The sequence below is a fragment of the Bradyrhizobium sp. CCBAU 25338 genome (assembly GCF_028128965.1).
In the GTDB taxonomy this organism is placed as follows: domain Bacteria; phylum Pseudomonadota; class Alphaproteobacteria; order Rhizobiales; family Xanthobacteraceae; genus Bradyrhizobium; species Bradyrhizobium liaoningense.
Genome location: NZ_LFKY01000036.1, coordinates 332,986 through 347,942, shown reverse-complemented (window position 1 = coordinate 347,942; position 14,957 = coordinate 332,986). Strand labels below are relative to the sequence as shown.

The 14,957-nt window shown below is 62.5% G+C and carries 15 protein-coding genes; 14 read left to right on the top strand and 1 reads right to left on the bottom strand.

Translation table 11 applies throughout. From position 1 onward, the window contains the following. The first annotated feature begins 1 nt into the window (after position 1). The 9 genes from ACM42_RS18270 to ACM42_RS18230 all read left to right on the top strand — a co-directional run bounded on the left by ACM42_RS18270 (position 2) and on the right by ACM42_RS18230 (position 8,000). Positions 2-937, top strand: a complete 936-nt coding sequence (locus tag ACM42_RS18270) for a choline/ethanolamine kinase family protein (RefSeq protein ID WP_271529280.1) — start codon at positions 2-4, stop codon at positions 935-937. After that, positions 937-1,725, top strand: coding sequence for a histidinol-phosphatase (gene hisN / locus ACM42_RS18265; protein ID WP_271529248.1), 789 nt, complete (start codon positions 937-939; stop codon positions 1,723-1,725). The genes ACM42_RS18270 and hisN overlap by 1 nt, the downstream gene beginning before the upstream one ends. A 5-nt stretch (positions 1,726-1,730) precedes the next feature. Next, entirely contained in the window at positions 1,731-3,122 is a 1,392-nt protein-coding gene (locus ACM42_RS18260) for an ethanolamine ammonia-lyase subunit EutB (protein ID WP_271529247.1), read from the top strand. Position 3,123: 1 nt separating this feature from the next. After that, complete coding sequence (eutC, locus tag ACM42_RS18255) at positions 3,124-3,882, top strand: ethanolamine ammonia-lyase subunit EutC (RefSeq protein ID WP_271529246.1); 759 nt, start codon at positions 3,124-3,126, stop codon at positions 3,880-3,882. Between the two features lie 434 nt (positions 3,883-4,316). Then, positions 4,317-4,997 carry a Crp/Fnr family transcriptional regulator gene (locus tag ACM42_RS18250; protein WP_271529245.1) on the top strand — a complete coding sequence of 227 codons (681 nt, stop codon included), beginning with the start codon at positions 4,317-4,319 and terminating at the stop codon, positions 4,995-4,997. A gap of 91 nt (positions 4,998-5,088) precedes the next feature. Next, a complete protein-coding gene (locus tag ACM42_RS18245) occupies positions 5,089-5,502 on the top strand; it encodes a RidA family protein (RefSeq protein WP_271529244.1) in 414 nt (137 codons plus the stop codon). Positions 5,503-5,515: 13 nt separating this feature from the next. Continuing rightward, on the top strand, positions 5,516-6,478 hold the full coding sequence (locus ACM42_RS18240; RefSeq protein WP_271529243.1) for an aldo/keto reductase: 963 nt from the start codon (positions 5,516-5,518) through the stop codon (positions 6,476-6,478). Further along, entirely contained in the window at positions 6,475-7,071 is a 597-nt protein-coding gene (locus ACM42_RS18235; RefSeq protein WP_271529242.1) for a DJ-1/PfpI family protein, read from the top strand. Before ACM42_RS18240 ends, ACM42_RS18235 begins: the two co-directional genes overlap by 4 nt. Continuing rightward, entirely contained in the window at positions 6,990-8,000 is a 1,011-nt protein-coding gene (locus tag ACM42_RS18230) for an alpha/beta hydrolase (RefSeq protein ID WP_271529241.1), read from the top strand. The genes ACM42_RS18235 and ACM42_RS18230 overlap by 82 nt, the downstream gene beginning before the upstream one ends. 45 nt (positions 8,001-8,045) lie before the next feature. Here ACM42_RS18230 and ACM42_RS18225 read toward each other — a convergent pair whose 3' ends face one another. Next, positions 8,046-9,239, bottom strand: coding sequence for an acyl-CoA dehydrogenase family protein (locus ACM42_RS18225; protein WP_271529240.1), 1,194 nt, complete (start codon positions 9,237-9,239; stop codon positions 8,046-8,048). A gap of 138 nt (positions 9,240-9,377) precedes the next feature. Here ACM42_RS18225 and ACM42_RS18220 point away from each other — a divergent pair, with 138 nt between their 5' ends. The 5 genes from ACM42_RS18220 (at position 9,378) to ACM42_RS18200 (ending at position 14,957) form a co-directional block, all read left to right on the top strand. Continuing rightward, on the top strand, positions 9,378-9,914 hold the full coding sequence (locus ACM42_RS18220) for a flavin reductase family protein (protein WP_271529239.1): 537 nt from the start codon (positions 9,378-9,380) through the stop codon (positions 9,912-9,914). Continuing rightward, positions 9,911-10,912, top strand: coding sequence for a DMT family transporter (locus ACM42_RS18215; RefSeq protein ID WP_271529238.1), 1,002 nt, complete (start codon positions 9,911-9,913; stop codon positions 10,910-10,912). The genes ACM42_RS18220 and ACM42_RS18215 overlap by 4 nt, the downstream gene beginning before the upstream one ends. Positions 10,913-10,987: 75 nt before the next feature. Then, entirely contained in the window at positions 10,988-12,160 is a 1,173-nt protein-coding gene (locus ACM42_RS18210; RefSeq protein WP_271529237.1) for an ABC transporter substrate-binding protein, read from the top strand. Positions 12,161-12,171: 11 nt separating this feature from the next. Continuing rightward, positions 12,172-13,197 carry a branched-chain amino acid ABC transporter permease gene (locus tag ACM42_RS18205; RefSeq protein ID WP_271529236.1) on the top strand — a complete coding sequence of 342 codons (1,026 nt, stop codon included), beginning with the start codon at positions 12,172-12,174 and terminating at the stop codon, positions 13,195-13,197. Further along, positions 13,194-14,957 (top strand): branched-chain amino acid ABC transporter ATP-binding protein/permease, encoded by a 1,764-nt coding sequence (locus ACM42_RS18200; protein WP_271529235.1) that lies wholly within the window; start codon positions 13,194-13,196, stop codon positions 14,955-14,957. The genes ACM42_RS18205 and ACM42_RS18200 overlap by 4 nt, the downstream gene beginning before the upstream one ends.

The window sequence follows — 14,957 nt, the reverse complement described above, 5'->3', positions numbered from 1 at the left end:
GATGATGCAACTTGGTTCGGGGCGGACCGAAGCCGAGCGCGCGCTGGAGGCGGCTATCGTCCAGGTGGATGCCTGGAAAGGATCTCGCCTGACCTACAGGCCGGTCTCAGGAGGCATCAGCAACACCAATTTCCGGGTCGCTGTCGAAGGCCATGGGGTAGGCTATTTCGTCAAGATTCCCGGGCGTGGGACCGAGATGTTCATAGACCGTCGTGCGGCGCGTGCGGCCAGCAAGCAGGCGGAGATCATCGCGGTCGGCCCCCGGACTTTTGACTATCTGGATCACCTGGACATCGAAATATCCGAGTTTCTGGATGACCGGCGCGCCTCCACTCATCGTGACTGCGTCGATCCGTCATTTCGTGCGAGCGTCGTCGGGATGTATCGCCGTTTCCACGAAGGCCTGCCCCTTCCTCTCACCAAGACCGTCTTCGACATGATCGACGAACACCATGAGCAGGTGAGACAGCTCGGCGGTCATTCGCCCGAGGATCACGTGTGGCTCCACAATCAGTACAGGCAGGCCCGCGCGGCACTCGAAGCGGCCGGGCTGGATCTCGTGCCATGCTTCAATGATCCGATGCCGGGGAATTTCCTGGTCGGGGAAGACAGGTCGATCAAGCTCATCGACTTCGAATATGCCTCCAACAACGACAGGCTCTATGACCTTGCAATCTGGAGCGGCGAGCATTTCTTCTCCGAGGACATCGAACAGGAGATCATCGAAGAATATTTCGGCTCCTACAGAAAGCAGTGGCACGCGCGCTTCATCGTCCACAAGGCGCTCGCGGACATCAAGTGGAGCACATGGGCCATGGTGCAGAACCGCGTTTCGACACTTGATTTCGATTTCTACAAGTACGGAATATGGAAACACATGCGGGCTCGATCCATCATCCACGATCCGCGATGGCCGCTGTTCCTGAAGGATCTGTGATGGGAGTCCCCCTCGTCGCGGCCGACGACGCCCACACCTATGTGTCCTTTGCGGCGGAGCTTGCGGATCTGGTCCGACCCGTCGTGCTGTCCTATTTCCGCACTCCGCTGGACGTGATCTCGAAGCCCGATAGCAGTCCGGTGACGATTGCAGATCGTACGGTTGAGCTGCGCCTCCGCGAGCGGATAGCGGAACGCTTCCCCGAGCACGGCATCATCGGTGAAGAGATCGGGCGCCGGCCGGGCGGCGCATTCACCTGGATCATCGATCCGATCGACGGAACCAAGAGCTTCATCACGGGCTTTCCGTTGTTTGGCACGCTTATCGCGCTGACCTATGAGGAGCAACCGTTCTGCGGCCTGATCGACATTCCGTTCATTGCGGAGCGGTGGGAAGGAAGGCCGGGCCGGGCCCTCTTCAACGGCGGATTGGCGCGGACGAGCGCGTGCGAAAGCATCGCGCACGCGCGCTTCTACACGACTTCGCCGGACATGTTCACGGGATGCGAGGCTGAGGCGTTCGAGAGAGTTTCGAGGGCCGCGCGAGTGCGCCGTTTCGGCGGCGACTGCTACATCTACGGCTTGCTCGCGTCGGGACACTGCGACGTCGTCCTCGAAACGGGCCTTCAGCCGCATGACTACATGGCGCTGATTCCGGTCGTGCAGGGGGCAGGGGGCTGTATCACCGATTGGACGGGGCGCCCGCTGACACTCCGATCGGAGGGACGTGTGCTTGCGGCCGCCACGCCGAGGCTTCATGCCGAAGCACTGGCACTGATCCGAGAATAACGGGCATGCCATACAAGACGACTATCGACGGCACCGTCTATCGCTTCGTCGACCTCAGGGACCTCCTGGCCAAGGCGACACCGGAGCGCTCGGGCGATCAGCTTGCAGGCATCGCTGCGGACGGTCCTGTCGAGCGGCTGGCGGCGCAGACGGTGCTCGCGGACCTGCCGCTCAAGACTTTCGTCGCGGAGGAACTGATCCCCGCTGAGACAGACGAGGTTTCGCGCCTGATCATGGAGCGGCACGATCCAGACGCCTTCTCGATCGTCTCGTCGCTGACGGTCGGCGAATTCCGCGAGTGGTTGCTCAAGCCCGAGACGTCCCAGCGGCAGCTCGAAGCGGTGGCGCCCGGATTGACGCCCGAGATGGTCGCTGCCGTCTCCAAGATCATGCGCCTTCAGGACCTGATTTCGGTGGCGTCCAAACGGGAGGTGGTCACGCGCTTCCGGTCGACCATCGGCTTGAAGGGGCGGCTTTCGACACGCAACCAGCCCAACCATCCGACCGATGATTCCTACGGCATCGCCGCCTCGGCGATCGATGGCCTGTTGATGGGATCAGGGGATGCCGTGATTGGGGTCAACCCGGCGACCGATACGGTGGATGACTACATCCGCATCGTTTCGCTGCTGGATGAGCTCCGCGCCCGCCTGTCCATTCCAATGCAGACATGCTGCCTCGGTCACGTGACGACCGCCATGAGAGCGATCGCAGCCAAGGCGCCAGTGGACCTGGTGTTCCAGTCGATCGCCGGGTCGCAGAAGGCGAATGAAGGATTCGGAGTCAGCCTGTCTCTGCTCAAGGAGGCCCATGAGGCCGTGCGTGGGCTTGGCCGCGGGGCGATCCATGCCAACCTGATGTACTTCGAGACGGGGCAGGGAGCAGCGCTGTCGGCCGATGCGAACTTCGCCGTCGATCAGCAGACGATGGAAGCTCGCGCCTACGCCGTCGCGCGCGAGTTCAATCCGCTGCTCGTCAACACGGTGGTCGGATTTATCGGGCCGGAGTATCTCTTCAACGGCAAGCAGATCATCCGCGCAGGTCTCGAAGATCATTTCTGCGGCAAGCTGCTGGGCTTACCCATGGGCGTCGACGTTTGCTACACCAACCACGCGGATGCCGATCAGGAGGACATGGACGCGCTGCTGACGCTTCTCTGCGCCGCCAACGTCAATTTCGTGATTACCGTCCCAGGTGCCGATGACGTGATGCTGAACTACCAGTCGCTGTCACATCATGATGCCGTCTATTGCCGCGAGATCCTGAAACGGCCCCCGGCGCCGGAGTTCGAGCGATGGCTCTTCGACATCGGGCTGACCGACGGCGAGGGCCGGCTTCTGGAGGCGCCGCAGCGGCTCTTGGACGATATGACGGGTGCCCGGCTGCTCGGAGGATGACATGACGCACGAGCTTGATCGAAAACCGGCCGTGCCGTTCGATCTCCGGAAAATGACCCAGGCTCGGGTGCGTCTCGGCCGGTTTGGCGCGGGTCTGCCGACCTCCGCAGCGCAGGCCTTCCTGCTCGATCATGCGCGGGCAAGGCAGGCCGTCTGGTCGGAGGTCGATTGGCTCGCGGTGCGAGCCGGCCTGGCAGGTTTGGGGCTGGAAATCATCGAGGTCGAAAGCCAGGCGCAAGACCGGGCCACCTATGTCCGTCGTCCGGACCTTGGCCGAAAACTCTCGTTGCAGGCGGCGGAGCGCCTTGCCGGCATCCGTTCGGACTATGACATCCTGATTATCGTTGCTGATGGATTGTCTGCGAGCGCGATCGGTACCAACGCGGGGCCGTTGACGCGGGCGATCGTCGAGCGCCTGTCAGCGCTGCAACTTTCAATCGCTCCTCTGGTTCTGGCCTCGCAGGCGCGCGTCGCACTCGGCGATCCCGTCTCGGAGATCGCAGGCGCGAGGATCTCCATTACGATCATCGGCGAACGGCCGGGCCTTTCGGCGGCCGACAGTGTCGGAGTCTATGTGACCTACTCGCCGCGGCCGGGCACGCCCGATTCAAGGCGAAACTGCATATCCAATATCCGCAGCGGCGGGCTTGCTATCGATGGTGCTGCCGATGGAGTGGCATCGCTGGTCACGGATATGCTGAGAACGAGTATCAGCGGAGTTGGATTGAAGGATGCCGTGGCGAGACTGTCGCACGACTGACGTTCAGACGGTCTTTCCTGACATAGGCAAAGACGCACTCGGCGTTGATCGGTCCGTCGAGCACAAAGGGCGCAATCATTCCCTCGCAAGTGAGACCGGCAAGATCTGCGCCGCCTCGTTCCGCGAAAGACCGTCCTCAACAACGGCCTTGATCCCCCGAGTGCGAAGAGCCTCTTCATGAGCCATCCTCACCGGCCTCCTTCCGGGGACAAGGATGAATCACGCTTCGCTCATCTTGGGAATCCCTATCGATTCAATTGGACGCCTCTAAGTACGTCCAAATCGGAGCTTGCAGGTCGCGACGGTGGCCGCCGAAGGCGAGGTCGGCCCCCAACCCGCGGACAAGTTTGACCTCCGTCCAGTTGGCATGAAGATTGCTGCATTTGTGGGATGTAACCAGCGTCTGGTTTGGCGAGGGGGCCCGCGAGGATGGTATGCAGACATTGACAGCCGAGAAGAAGCCTTCTGCGGAAACTTGGCGGCTGTCGGAAGACTCGATGGGTCCTTGGCGGCATTTTGACGCCGGTCGCGAATTGCGGCTGATCGCCGGGCAGACGCTTTACCACCAAGGTGAAGTGTCCACACATTTCTACCTGATCACCAGCGGCAAGATCGAAGTGTCGATGGTGCGCGAAGACGGCAGCTATTTTATGGTCGAGATCATGGGTGCGGGAGCCCTGTGTGGCGAAGGTGCCGCCTTCGATGGCATGCCCCGATTTTCATCGGCAGTCGCGACCTGCAACACCGTCGTCAAGCGCTTTGATGCGTCCAGACTCCACGAAGCGTTTCAGGAAGCTCCAGAACTCGCCCTGTCCCTTATCCGCGTGCTCGCCGCCAAGCAGCGTATCATGTCGCGTCGCGCCCAACATCTATCTGCACCGTCGCCGGAAGTCAGGATTGGCGATCTCCTGTTGAGACTGGCTGAAACCTACGGACAGGCCGATCAACCGACGCGACTGGTGCCCATCACCCTCACGCATGAGCAGATTTCGACGATGACGGGAACGTCGCGGGTCACGGTCACGCGCTGGCTCACCAGGATGCGCAAACTGGGTGCTCTGATTATGGTCGATGGGACGGTCTATATCAAGGATCCCGATCTGATCCCGCGCTGAGGCACGAAGCCGTCGACGTGTGTCTGCAGATACAAAGGTCGGGATCGACGCGACGTATAGCTTGCATCTCTTAGATTGAGGGATGCACTCGATGACCAAGCTTGCGCTCGAAATACCACCGAATTCAGAGATCTTTGATGGCACCCGCCAGCTGTTCGAGAATTTCGGCTTCTCGCCTGCCGTTCGCGCCGGTGGTCTGCTGTTCATCTCCGGGCAGGTCGGCCTGCGGCCTGATGGTTCGATACCCGAGACCATCGAGGAGCAGACCGAATGCGCTTTCCAGCGAACGCAGGAAATCCTGCGTCTCTCCGGCCTCGATTTTTCCGACCTCGTGGAAGTTGTCAGCTACCATGTCGACATGGCCGCCAACATGCAGGGTTTCCTCTCGGTGAAGAAGGTCTTCACCATGAAGCCGTATCCGGCCTGGAGCATGGTCGGCATCGCGGCGCTGGCGCGCCCGGCCTTCAAGATCGAGATCCGCAGCGTCGCCGCCCTTCGCAACTGAATCGGAGAAGCCTTTGCGCCATCGCGTTCTGGGGCGGTCTGACCTGAAGACCGCTCCGCTGATCTTCGGAGGCAACGTCTTCGGCTGGACCGTCGACGAAGCCCAATCTTTCCTGCTGCTCGATGCGTTCATCGAGGCAGGCTTCGACATGATCGACACCGCCGACATGTATTCGAGCTGGGTGCCGGGCAATCTCGGGGGCGAGTCGGAAACGATCATCGGCAAATGGATGGCCAGCCGGGGCAACCGGGCGGCCGTGCAGATCTCCAGCAAGGTCGGCATGGCCGAATCAGCCGGACGAGGGGGGCTGTCGCGTGCGCGGATCGTCGAAGGGATCGAAGGCTCGCTGCGCCGATTGCGAACCGACCGGATCGATCTCTATCAGTCGCATATCGACGACACCCTGACGCCGATCGACGAGACCCTCGAGGCGCACGAACAGCTGATCCGGCAGGGCAAGGTTCGCTATATCGGTGCGTCGAACTATTCCGCCGAGCGCCTCAAGCAGTCGCTGGACTGCAGCCAGCGTCGACGCGCGCCTCGCTACGAGACGCTTCAACCCCTCTACAATCTGCACGACCGGTCTTCGTTCGAAGGCGCCCTCGAGGACCTCTGCATCGCGCAGGATATCGGCGTGATCACCTATTCGTCGCTGGCGAGCGGCTTCCTGAGCGGCAAATACCGTTCGCTTGCCGATGTCGAAAAGAGCGCACGCGCCAAGGCGCTGAAGAACTATTGCACGCCTCGGGGCGAACGCGTGTTGCAGGCGCTGGATTCGGTCGCGGGAGACTACCGGGCGACCGCGGCCCAGATCGCGCTGGCCTGGGTGCTGGCGCGGCCGGCAGTAACGGCGGCCATCGTCAGCGCAACCAGCGTTCGGCAATTGCACGAACTGATTGGCAGCGTCGGGATCCGGCTCGACGCTGCCGCAATGGCAAAACTCAATGCAAGCGGAATCCAGGAGCAGTCATCATGATGAAAATCGGCATCCTTCTGTTCGAAGGTGTTGAGGAGCTCGATGCGATCGGGCCGTACGAAGTGTTCGCCTGGGCCGGCGTGAAGCGCGAGGATTTCGTCACCGTCTTCACCGTGGCGCAGACGACGGAACCGCTTCGCTGCAACAAGGGCTTGCGCGTGCTTCCCGACTACAGCTTCGAGACCGCGCCGGACCTCGACGTGCTGTTGATTCCCGGCGGCTCCGGCATCATGAAGCAGACCTCGAACGAGGCCATTCTTGCCTATGTCCGCGAACAGGCCGGGCGCTGCGCCTGGGTCACGAGCGTCTGTACCGGGACCTGGCTGCTGGCCGCGACCGGTCTTGCCGCCGGAAAGCGCGTGACGACCTATTGGGGCTTGACCGGCGAATTGCGCAAGCTGGATTCCTCGATGAAAGTGCTGGACGACGTGCGCTTCGTGCGCGACGGCAACATGGTGACATCCGCCGGCGTATCTGCCGGGATCGACATGGCGCTCTGGCTGATCGGTGAATGGGCCGATCCCGCTTTCGCGCGTTCGGTGCAGAAGGGTATCGAGTATTTCCCGGCGCCGCCCTACACCGCGCTGGTCTAGGCGAAGCCATCGTTTTCGCACGATTATTGGCGACAGATGCGACGGACGACGTGATGCTCTACAGAAACTTTGCGACGCAGGAACAGCTCGACGCGCAGTATCTCACCGCGTCGCAGCTCGCCGACCCGGCCGCCTTCATGCGGCAGCGGCAGGCGGACAGCGACGAAGCCCGCCGCCTTCTGCCGCATTTGCGCGATGTCGCCTATGGTCCGACCCGGATCGAGCGCATGGATATCTATCCGGCGGCACAATCGAACGCGCCGATGGTGATGTTCATCCACGGCGGCTATTGGTCGACGCCTTCGATCACGAAGGATTTCTATGCCTGGATTGCACGCGGCCTGCAGCCGCGGGGCATCACCACGCTGGTGCTGGATTATGCGGCCTGCCCGCAGGTGACCTTGGACGAGATCGTGCGGCAGTGCCGTGCGGCGGTGGCTTGGATTCACAAGCACGCGCATTCGTTCGGGGGCGATCAGGCTCGGCTCTATGCGGCCGGCCATTCCGCCGGCGGCCATCTCTCAGCCGTGCTCGGGCTCACACAATGGGAACTGGACTACGACCTTCCGCCAGATGCGGTGAAGGGCACGTTTGCGGTTAGCGGATTGTTCGACCTGACGCCGTTTCCCTACACATGGCTGCAACCGAAACTGCAGCTCAGCTGGGCGGAGGTCCGGCGTCACAGCCCGATTGCGCATGTGCGTCAGGGCGGCGCACCGATGGTGCTGGTTTACGGCGCGCTCGAGACCGCCGAATTCCACAGACAGGCTGCCGACTTTGGGGCCGCGTGTGCGTCCGTGTCGATCCCCGCTCGCCTGCTTGCGCTGGAAGGTTGTCTCCATAACACGGCGATTGACGGCTTTGCCGATTCGCAGAGCGTGCTTTGCCGAGCGTTGTTCAAGCTGATGGGATTGCCCGCGGCGACCTGAAGGCCGGTTCTGCCCGATCTTCGCGAACCGGCCCCGGACGCTTCGTCAAACTCGTGTATTGGGCAGGGGGTCCAGACCCAGCTGCAGTCGACCGCAATTCTCGCTGATCGGTTCTGGCTGTAGCAGGACATGCGAATACATCGCGTGGAAGTCGCGAAGCAGACGCTCGAACGGCGCGCCGGTGGGGAGGATCTGTCCTCCCGCGGCGGAGAACAGCTGCTGGCAGGCCTCCATCGCGCTCCTGGCGATCATCACGATGCGTACGCGCATTTCAGCCTTCATCCGCAGCGTCGGTCCCTCGTTGCCCATGGCGGCGAGCGGTGCCTCGGCCTCGGTGATCAGGGCGCGGCAGGCCAGGGTCACGGCGGCGCGCGCCTGCGCGAGATACGACATCGCATGCGGATCGCGATCACCGGGGTTGGCATTGTGCAGGCGCCGGATCATGAAGGCTTCGAACTCATCGACGATCGCGTGGGCGACGCCGAGCGACGGCGCCAGGATCGATGCCGCAAACAGGGCATTGATCGGATAAGCGTCGAGACGCTCGGTGTTGGTGCAGTCCGGGTGTTTACCGCCCTGCTGCAGCAGGGCCCAGTCCGTCAGGCGATGGTCCGGAATGAAAGTTTCCGGCAGCACCACGTCCTTGCTTCCGGTTCCGCGCATGCCCAGCACGTTCCAGCTGTCGTGATCGATGGCGAAGCTGCTCTTGGGAACGAGAGCAAAGAAGGTGCGGGCGGGATTGCCGAGCGGCACCAGCACGCCGACCCAGTTTGCGGCGTCGATGCCGGATGCATAACCCCAGGCACCGCTCAAAGTGATGCCGCCCTCGACCGGCAAGGCGACGAGGTTGCGCGGGACGGCGCCGGTCAGGGCTGATACGACGACGCGATTGCCGTCGAAAAGCTCGCTGCGGGCACGGTCGGACAGGCGCGTCAACATGACGACATTCGCGGCGCAGAGCGAGATCAGCCAGGCAGCCGATGCGTTGCCGCGTGCGACGTCGAAGATGATCTTCCAGGCCTTGTCGGGCGTCAGTCCGAGGCCACCATGGGTTTCCGGCAATGTGAGTTTGAAAAGGCCGACCGCATGAAGTCGCTCGATCACATGAGCCGGCAGCCGTTTCTGATTCTCGATCTCTGCGGCCTGGCTGCGGAGCCACGCGACCAGTTCCGGCAATCCCGCCAGCAGAGCCTCTTCGTGGGTCGTGGCGGATTGTACGGCTACCGTTGTCGTGGTCATGAAGCGCTCCATTTTCTGCAATGTAGCTCCGTGCCTTGTGGCGAAGTGTATCTGACGATACGAACGCGGCGTCGAAAACGGTCACCCATTGTAGTCGGCGATACCGGGCGATAGGAGACAGAGCGCTAGACTGCGCGGATGATGAAGACATATTCCGACGATCTGTCCCGCAGCCGCGACTTCCGCAGACTCATGGGCCGCTTCCCGACCGGTGTTTCAGTCGTGCTGGGAAGCCAGGGCGAGGAGTTGATCGGGCTCACCATCAACTCCTTCACGTCGGTCAGTCTCGATCCGCTGCTGCTGTTGTTCTGTACGCGGCATGAGAGCCGGAGCGCGGCCCGTCTGAGGGACTGCGGCATGTTCACCGTCAACCTGCTCGGCGAAAGCCAATTGGCGGAGGCCCAGTATTTTGCAGGCAACCGCGCGGCGGTGGCGGCCCCCGCGGTCGAAAGAGACGGTGAGCTCGTGTGGCTGAAGCGCGCCAATGCGTCGTTCTGCTGCAAGCTCGAAGCAGTCCATCCGGCCGGCGACCACATGATCGTCGTCGCGCGCGTCACCGTGCTGATGGGGCCGGAGCGTTCGGCGCCTCCGCTGGTCTATCACGAGGGCGCCTACGCCCGCCTCGCGGAGCGCCACGATGAGTCGTCGCCGGTGCTCGCGGACGCCGCACGGTGACGGCCGCGCAGCGTCGCAGCCTGCGAGGGCCTTGGCGGATTGCCGCCCTTTATAGCGTCGTGATTCTGTGCTGGAGCTGCAGCTGGTATGCCTCGAAGCTGCAAGGCGGCGTGGTCGATGCCTTCGTATCGCTGGTCTGGCGCTTTGGAACTGCCGCGCCGCTAATGTTCGGCTGGGCCGCTCTTGGTCGACAGAAGCTGAAGTTTGGCTGGAAGGTGCACCTGGCCTTCGCCCCGGTCGGCATCCTGATGTTCTCCTTGAATTTCGCCTTTGCCTATCACGCAGTCAAGCTGCTGCCGTCAGGCCTCGTCTCCGTCATCTTTTCGCTGTCGACCGTCACCAACATGGCGCTGGTCGCCGTGATCTTTCGCCGGTGGCCCGGCATCAGATCGCTGATGGGAGCGGCCTTCGGCGTCGGCGGTCTGGCCTTGCTGTTCTTGGGCGACATCATGCCGATCGACGAGATTCCGGGCTATTGGGCAGGCGTTTTCTGCGGCCTTGCCATGACGCTGACCTTCAGCCTCGGCAATGTGGGATCGGCCTGGGTGCAGCGTCGCGGCGTGCCAGTGGTCTCCGCGGCGGCATGGTCGATGCTGTACGGTCTGCTGTCGTCGATCGGCCTGGCATGCGCGAGCGGCACGACCTTTGCACTCGATATGTCGGTTGCTTATGTGGGGTCGCTTCTATTCCTTGCGATCTTCGGGACACTGTTCGCGTTCTCGGCCTACCTGGAGTTGCTGCGCATGGTCGGTCCTGCGCGCGCGGCCTACTGCACGGTCTGGGCTCCGATCGGTGCGCTGGCTATATCCTCCCATTTCGAGCAGTTCAGCTGGACGAAGGTTGCCGCGGGCGCGGTGGCGCTGATCGCCGTGGGCAATATCCTGGTCCTGTGGTCCGGGGGCGGCCCGGGCAAGAACGAGATGAGGCAGCCGGGCGAGAGAGAATTGCCGCCTGACGACCCTTTGGGTATCGGTAGATACAGGACCGGGGAGGGCTGACGCCTAAGGTTGATCTACAATTCATCCAACTGAATGAGGTCAATCGTGAGATTTGGTGAGATTGCAGGAAAGCTGTTGGCCGTCGTTGCATGCCTTGCGGCCTTGGCGCCTTGGAACGCCTCTGCGCAAGCGGATGCGAAGCCGGAACTACGGATCGGCGTCGTCCTCGCGGCCTCGGGTGGTGCCGCATCGATCGGCTTGCCGGAGCGGTCCAGCGTGGCGCTGCTGGCGGATCAGCTTGCAGATGCCAAGCTTCCCTTCACCGTGAAGATCATCTCGTATGACGATGCTTCGGATCCGACCAAGTCGGCCAACGCCGTCCGGCGCCTCATTCAGGAAGACAAGGTCCATCTCGTCGTCTGCTGCACCACCACGCCGAGTTCGCTGGCGATCCTGGACATTCTCACGTCGTCGAAGACGCCGTCGATCACCCTGGCAGCGGCTGCTTCCGCCGTGGAGCCCGTCACCGAACGCAAATATGTCTTCAAGGCGTCGGCCACCGACCGCCTGATGATCGAGCGCATGGTCGACGAGGTCGGCCGACGCAAGGCGACGCGTCTGGCGGCAGTCTTCGCCGACGACTCCTATGGCGAGAGCGGACTGAATGCTCTGAACGGCATGATCCCTGCCAGCAAGCTGACTCTGACGGCGACCGAGCGGGTGGCGCGAACCGATACCAACTTCACGTCTCAAGCGTTGCGCGTGCGGCAGTCCAATCCCGACGTCGTCTATATCCATACTTACACGCCGGCTTGCTATCTGATGCAGGACGCCCTGCGCCGTGTCGGCTATACCGGCCCGGTTATCCAGTCGCAGGGCGCGGCAAGTCTGTCGTTCCTGGCTCTGGGCGGCAAGTCGGTGGAGAATACCGCCGTGATCGTTTCGCCGGTCATGGTGCTCGACCAGCTTCCTGCCAGCCATCCGATGAAGCCCGCGCTCGAGGAGTTCGTGACGACCTACGACAAGAAGTATGGTGAAGCCAAGGCGGACAACTATTCCGCGATGGGATGGGACACGATCAAGCTGACCGTGCATGCCTTCGGCCGCTTGGTCGAAAAGGGCGGCGATCTCAGCAATCTCGATGCGGCGCGTGAGGCGCTGCGCGACTCCATCGAGACGACAACGAACTTCGTCGCCGCCTCGGGCATCTTCAACTTCACGGCCCAGGACCATGTCGGACTGGACCGCAAGACGGCACTGCCGATGTCGGAAATCCGGAACGGAAAGTTCACGCTCCTCAATCCGTAGAAGGCGAGACGATGGATACCTTTCTGTTCCTTCTTACGGACGGAATAAGCAACGGTGCCGTGTACGGTCTCGTCGCCCTGAGCCTGGTGATCGTGCATACGGTCACCAGAGTCGCCAATATCGCCCAGGGCGAATACCTGATGTTCGGTGCGATGACGCTGGCAAGCATGCTGGACGGCGCGATTCCCCCGACACTTGCTCTTGTGATGTCCGGCGGCGTGCTGTGCGCGCTGCTGGACCTCTATCCGGCTCGGAGAAATCCCGGACAGATGCTGAAGACTCTGATGCGCTATGTTTCGTGTGGCGTGGTGCTCTCGGCCATGGTCTGGGCGACGCTGCGGTTCGGCCATGCGATGTTGGCCGCCACGGCATGCACCCTCGTTCTCGTCAGCACATTGGGCGTGGTGGTGTACCGTCTGACGGTCCAGCCGGCGATCAACAGCAGCGCAGTCGTTCTCGTCATGCTGTCGGTCGGCGTGCAGATGGTGCTTCAAGGCATGGGCCTGGTGCTATGGGGCGCCGATCCCAGGACGGTGCCGCCGATTGCCCAGGGTGGCTTTCAGATCGGAAGCATCTATGTATCGGACCAGACCGCCTTCATTTTCGTTGTCGCGGTGGCGGTGATGGCAGGACTTTTCGCGTTCTTCGAGTTTACGCAAATCGGAAAAGCCCTAAGGGCCACGGCCATCAATCGTCGTGGTGCGCAGCTCTGCGGCATTTCACCAACGCATGCAGGTCTCGTGAGCTTCGGTCTGGCTGCCTGTTTCAGCGGCGCCGGGGGCATGCTGGTCGCGCCCCTGGTAACAGCGAATGTCGATATGGGCTTCTTGATCGGATTGAAGGGATTTGTCGGCGCCACGTTCGGCGGCCTGTCGACCTATCCGCTGTCGATCGCCGGCGTCGGCCTCGTCGGCTCGCTGGATGCATTCGCGTCCTACGGCGCGAGCGCATTCCGGGATGCCATCGTGTTCTTCATGGTCATTCCCGTGCTGCTGTGGCGCAATGGTCCGGCCTCTCGAATGGGGGGAGACCGATGAACCGTCGCAGCTTCTTCATCGGTACGATCGCGGTGATCGTCGTCGCGATCCTGATTGCGCGTCCCTATCATCTGGGCCTGCTCATCTTTGCCGGCATCGATGCGATCGCGGCGGTGGGAATCGTCCTGCTGATGCGGGCCGGTCAGGTGTCGCTTGGCCATGCGGCCTTCATCGGCATCGGGGCCTATGTGTCGGCCATTCTCGCACGTGACTACAACTGGTCGCCATGGCTCAGCATTGTCGCGGGCATCGCATCCGCGGCGCTGGCCGCGGTGCCGATCGGTCTCGTGACGCTGAGGCTTCGCGAAATGTATCTGCCGCTGGCGACACTGGCCTGGGGCATGGCATTTCACGTGCTGTTCGTGGCCGCAGCGCCGACCACCGGCGGAGCGTCGGGATTCGACCGCATTCCGAGCCTCACCGCGTTCGGCCTTCCGATTGGCGGCGACAAGGCCTTCGCGGTGCTGGTCTGGTCGATCGTCATCGTGGCTGTGGCAGCGACGGCTCGGCTGATGCGCTCGCGGCAGGGGCGGGCAATTCGTGCCATCCGGGATCATGACCAGATGGCCGTCGCCTTCGGCATCAATCCGGCCCGGCTCAAAATGCAGGTCTTTGTCGTGTCGGCGGCGCTGGCGGGAATTGCAGGGGCGCTCTACACGTTCCAGACCCGTTTCATCAGTCCCTCGCCATTCGGGATCGGACAGTCGTTTACGCTTCTGATCGTCGCGATTCTCGGCGGCGCGACCTATCCGGCCGGCGCGGTCGTTGGCGCCGTGCTGGTGGCGGCAATCAACCTGGTGCTCCAGACGCTGTTCTCCGGCCTGATCGACCGCGTCGGGCCGATCGAGCCGGTCATCTTTGGCATGCTGCTGATCATCCTGCTGCTCAAATGGCCGGACGGAATCTGGTCGGCGATCGAGGTGCGCCTCAGCAAGGTCGTCCTCAACGCGCCCGCCACAGGGCCTGAACGCGCCCCGGTTCGGATGGCAGCCGGCGGAATCGGAGAAGTGCCGCTGCTCGAGCTCATCGATGTGAGCAAGAGCTTCGGCGGAATCCAGGCATTGCGGCATCTGTCGTTGAAAGTGTCCGCTGGCCAGATCGTGGGCCTGATCGGTCCGAACGGTGCGGGCAAGAGCACGGCCTTCAACGTGATGTCGGGCCTCTTGCTTCCGACCACCGGCTCGGTGTGTCTCGCCGGGCAACCCCTGCCGCCGGAGCCATGGGCTGTTACGGCCGCCCATATCGCGCGCACGTTTCAGCATGTCAAACTTGTCGGGGACATGTCGGTAATCGAGAATGTTGCCGTCGGTGCCTATGCGCGAGGCGACGCTAACATGCTCGCAGGCATGAGCGGCAGTGACCGCGATGAGGAAAGGCGCGTCCTTGGGCGTGCGTTTGGGGCACTGTCCCTTGTCGGTCTGACAGACAGCGCCAACATCCTGGCAGGCACGTTGCCGCTCGGCAAACAGCGGTTGGTGGAAATCGCCAGAGCGCTGGCTGCCGCGCCAACGCTGCTGCTGTTGGATGAACCCGCGGCCGGATTGCGCGCGGCCGAGAAGCGCGAGCTTATTTCGCTGCTTCACAGGCTGAAAGCAGACGGCATTTCCGTCGTTCTCGTCGAGCACGACATGGATCTGGTCATGCGGGCCGTCGATCATCTCATCGTCCTCGACCATGGCGAATTGCTGGCGGAGGGCACACCGGCATCGATCAGGAACGATCGGAAGGTGATCGATGCCTATCTCGGCGCGGCGGCATAG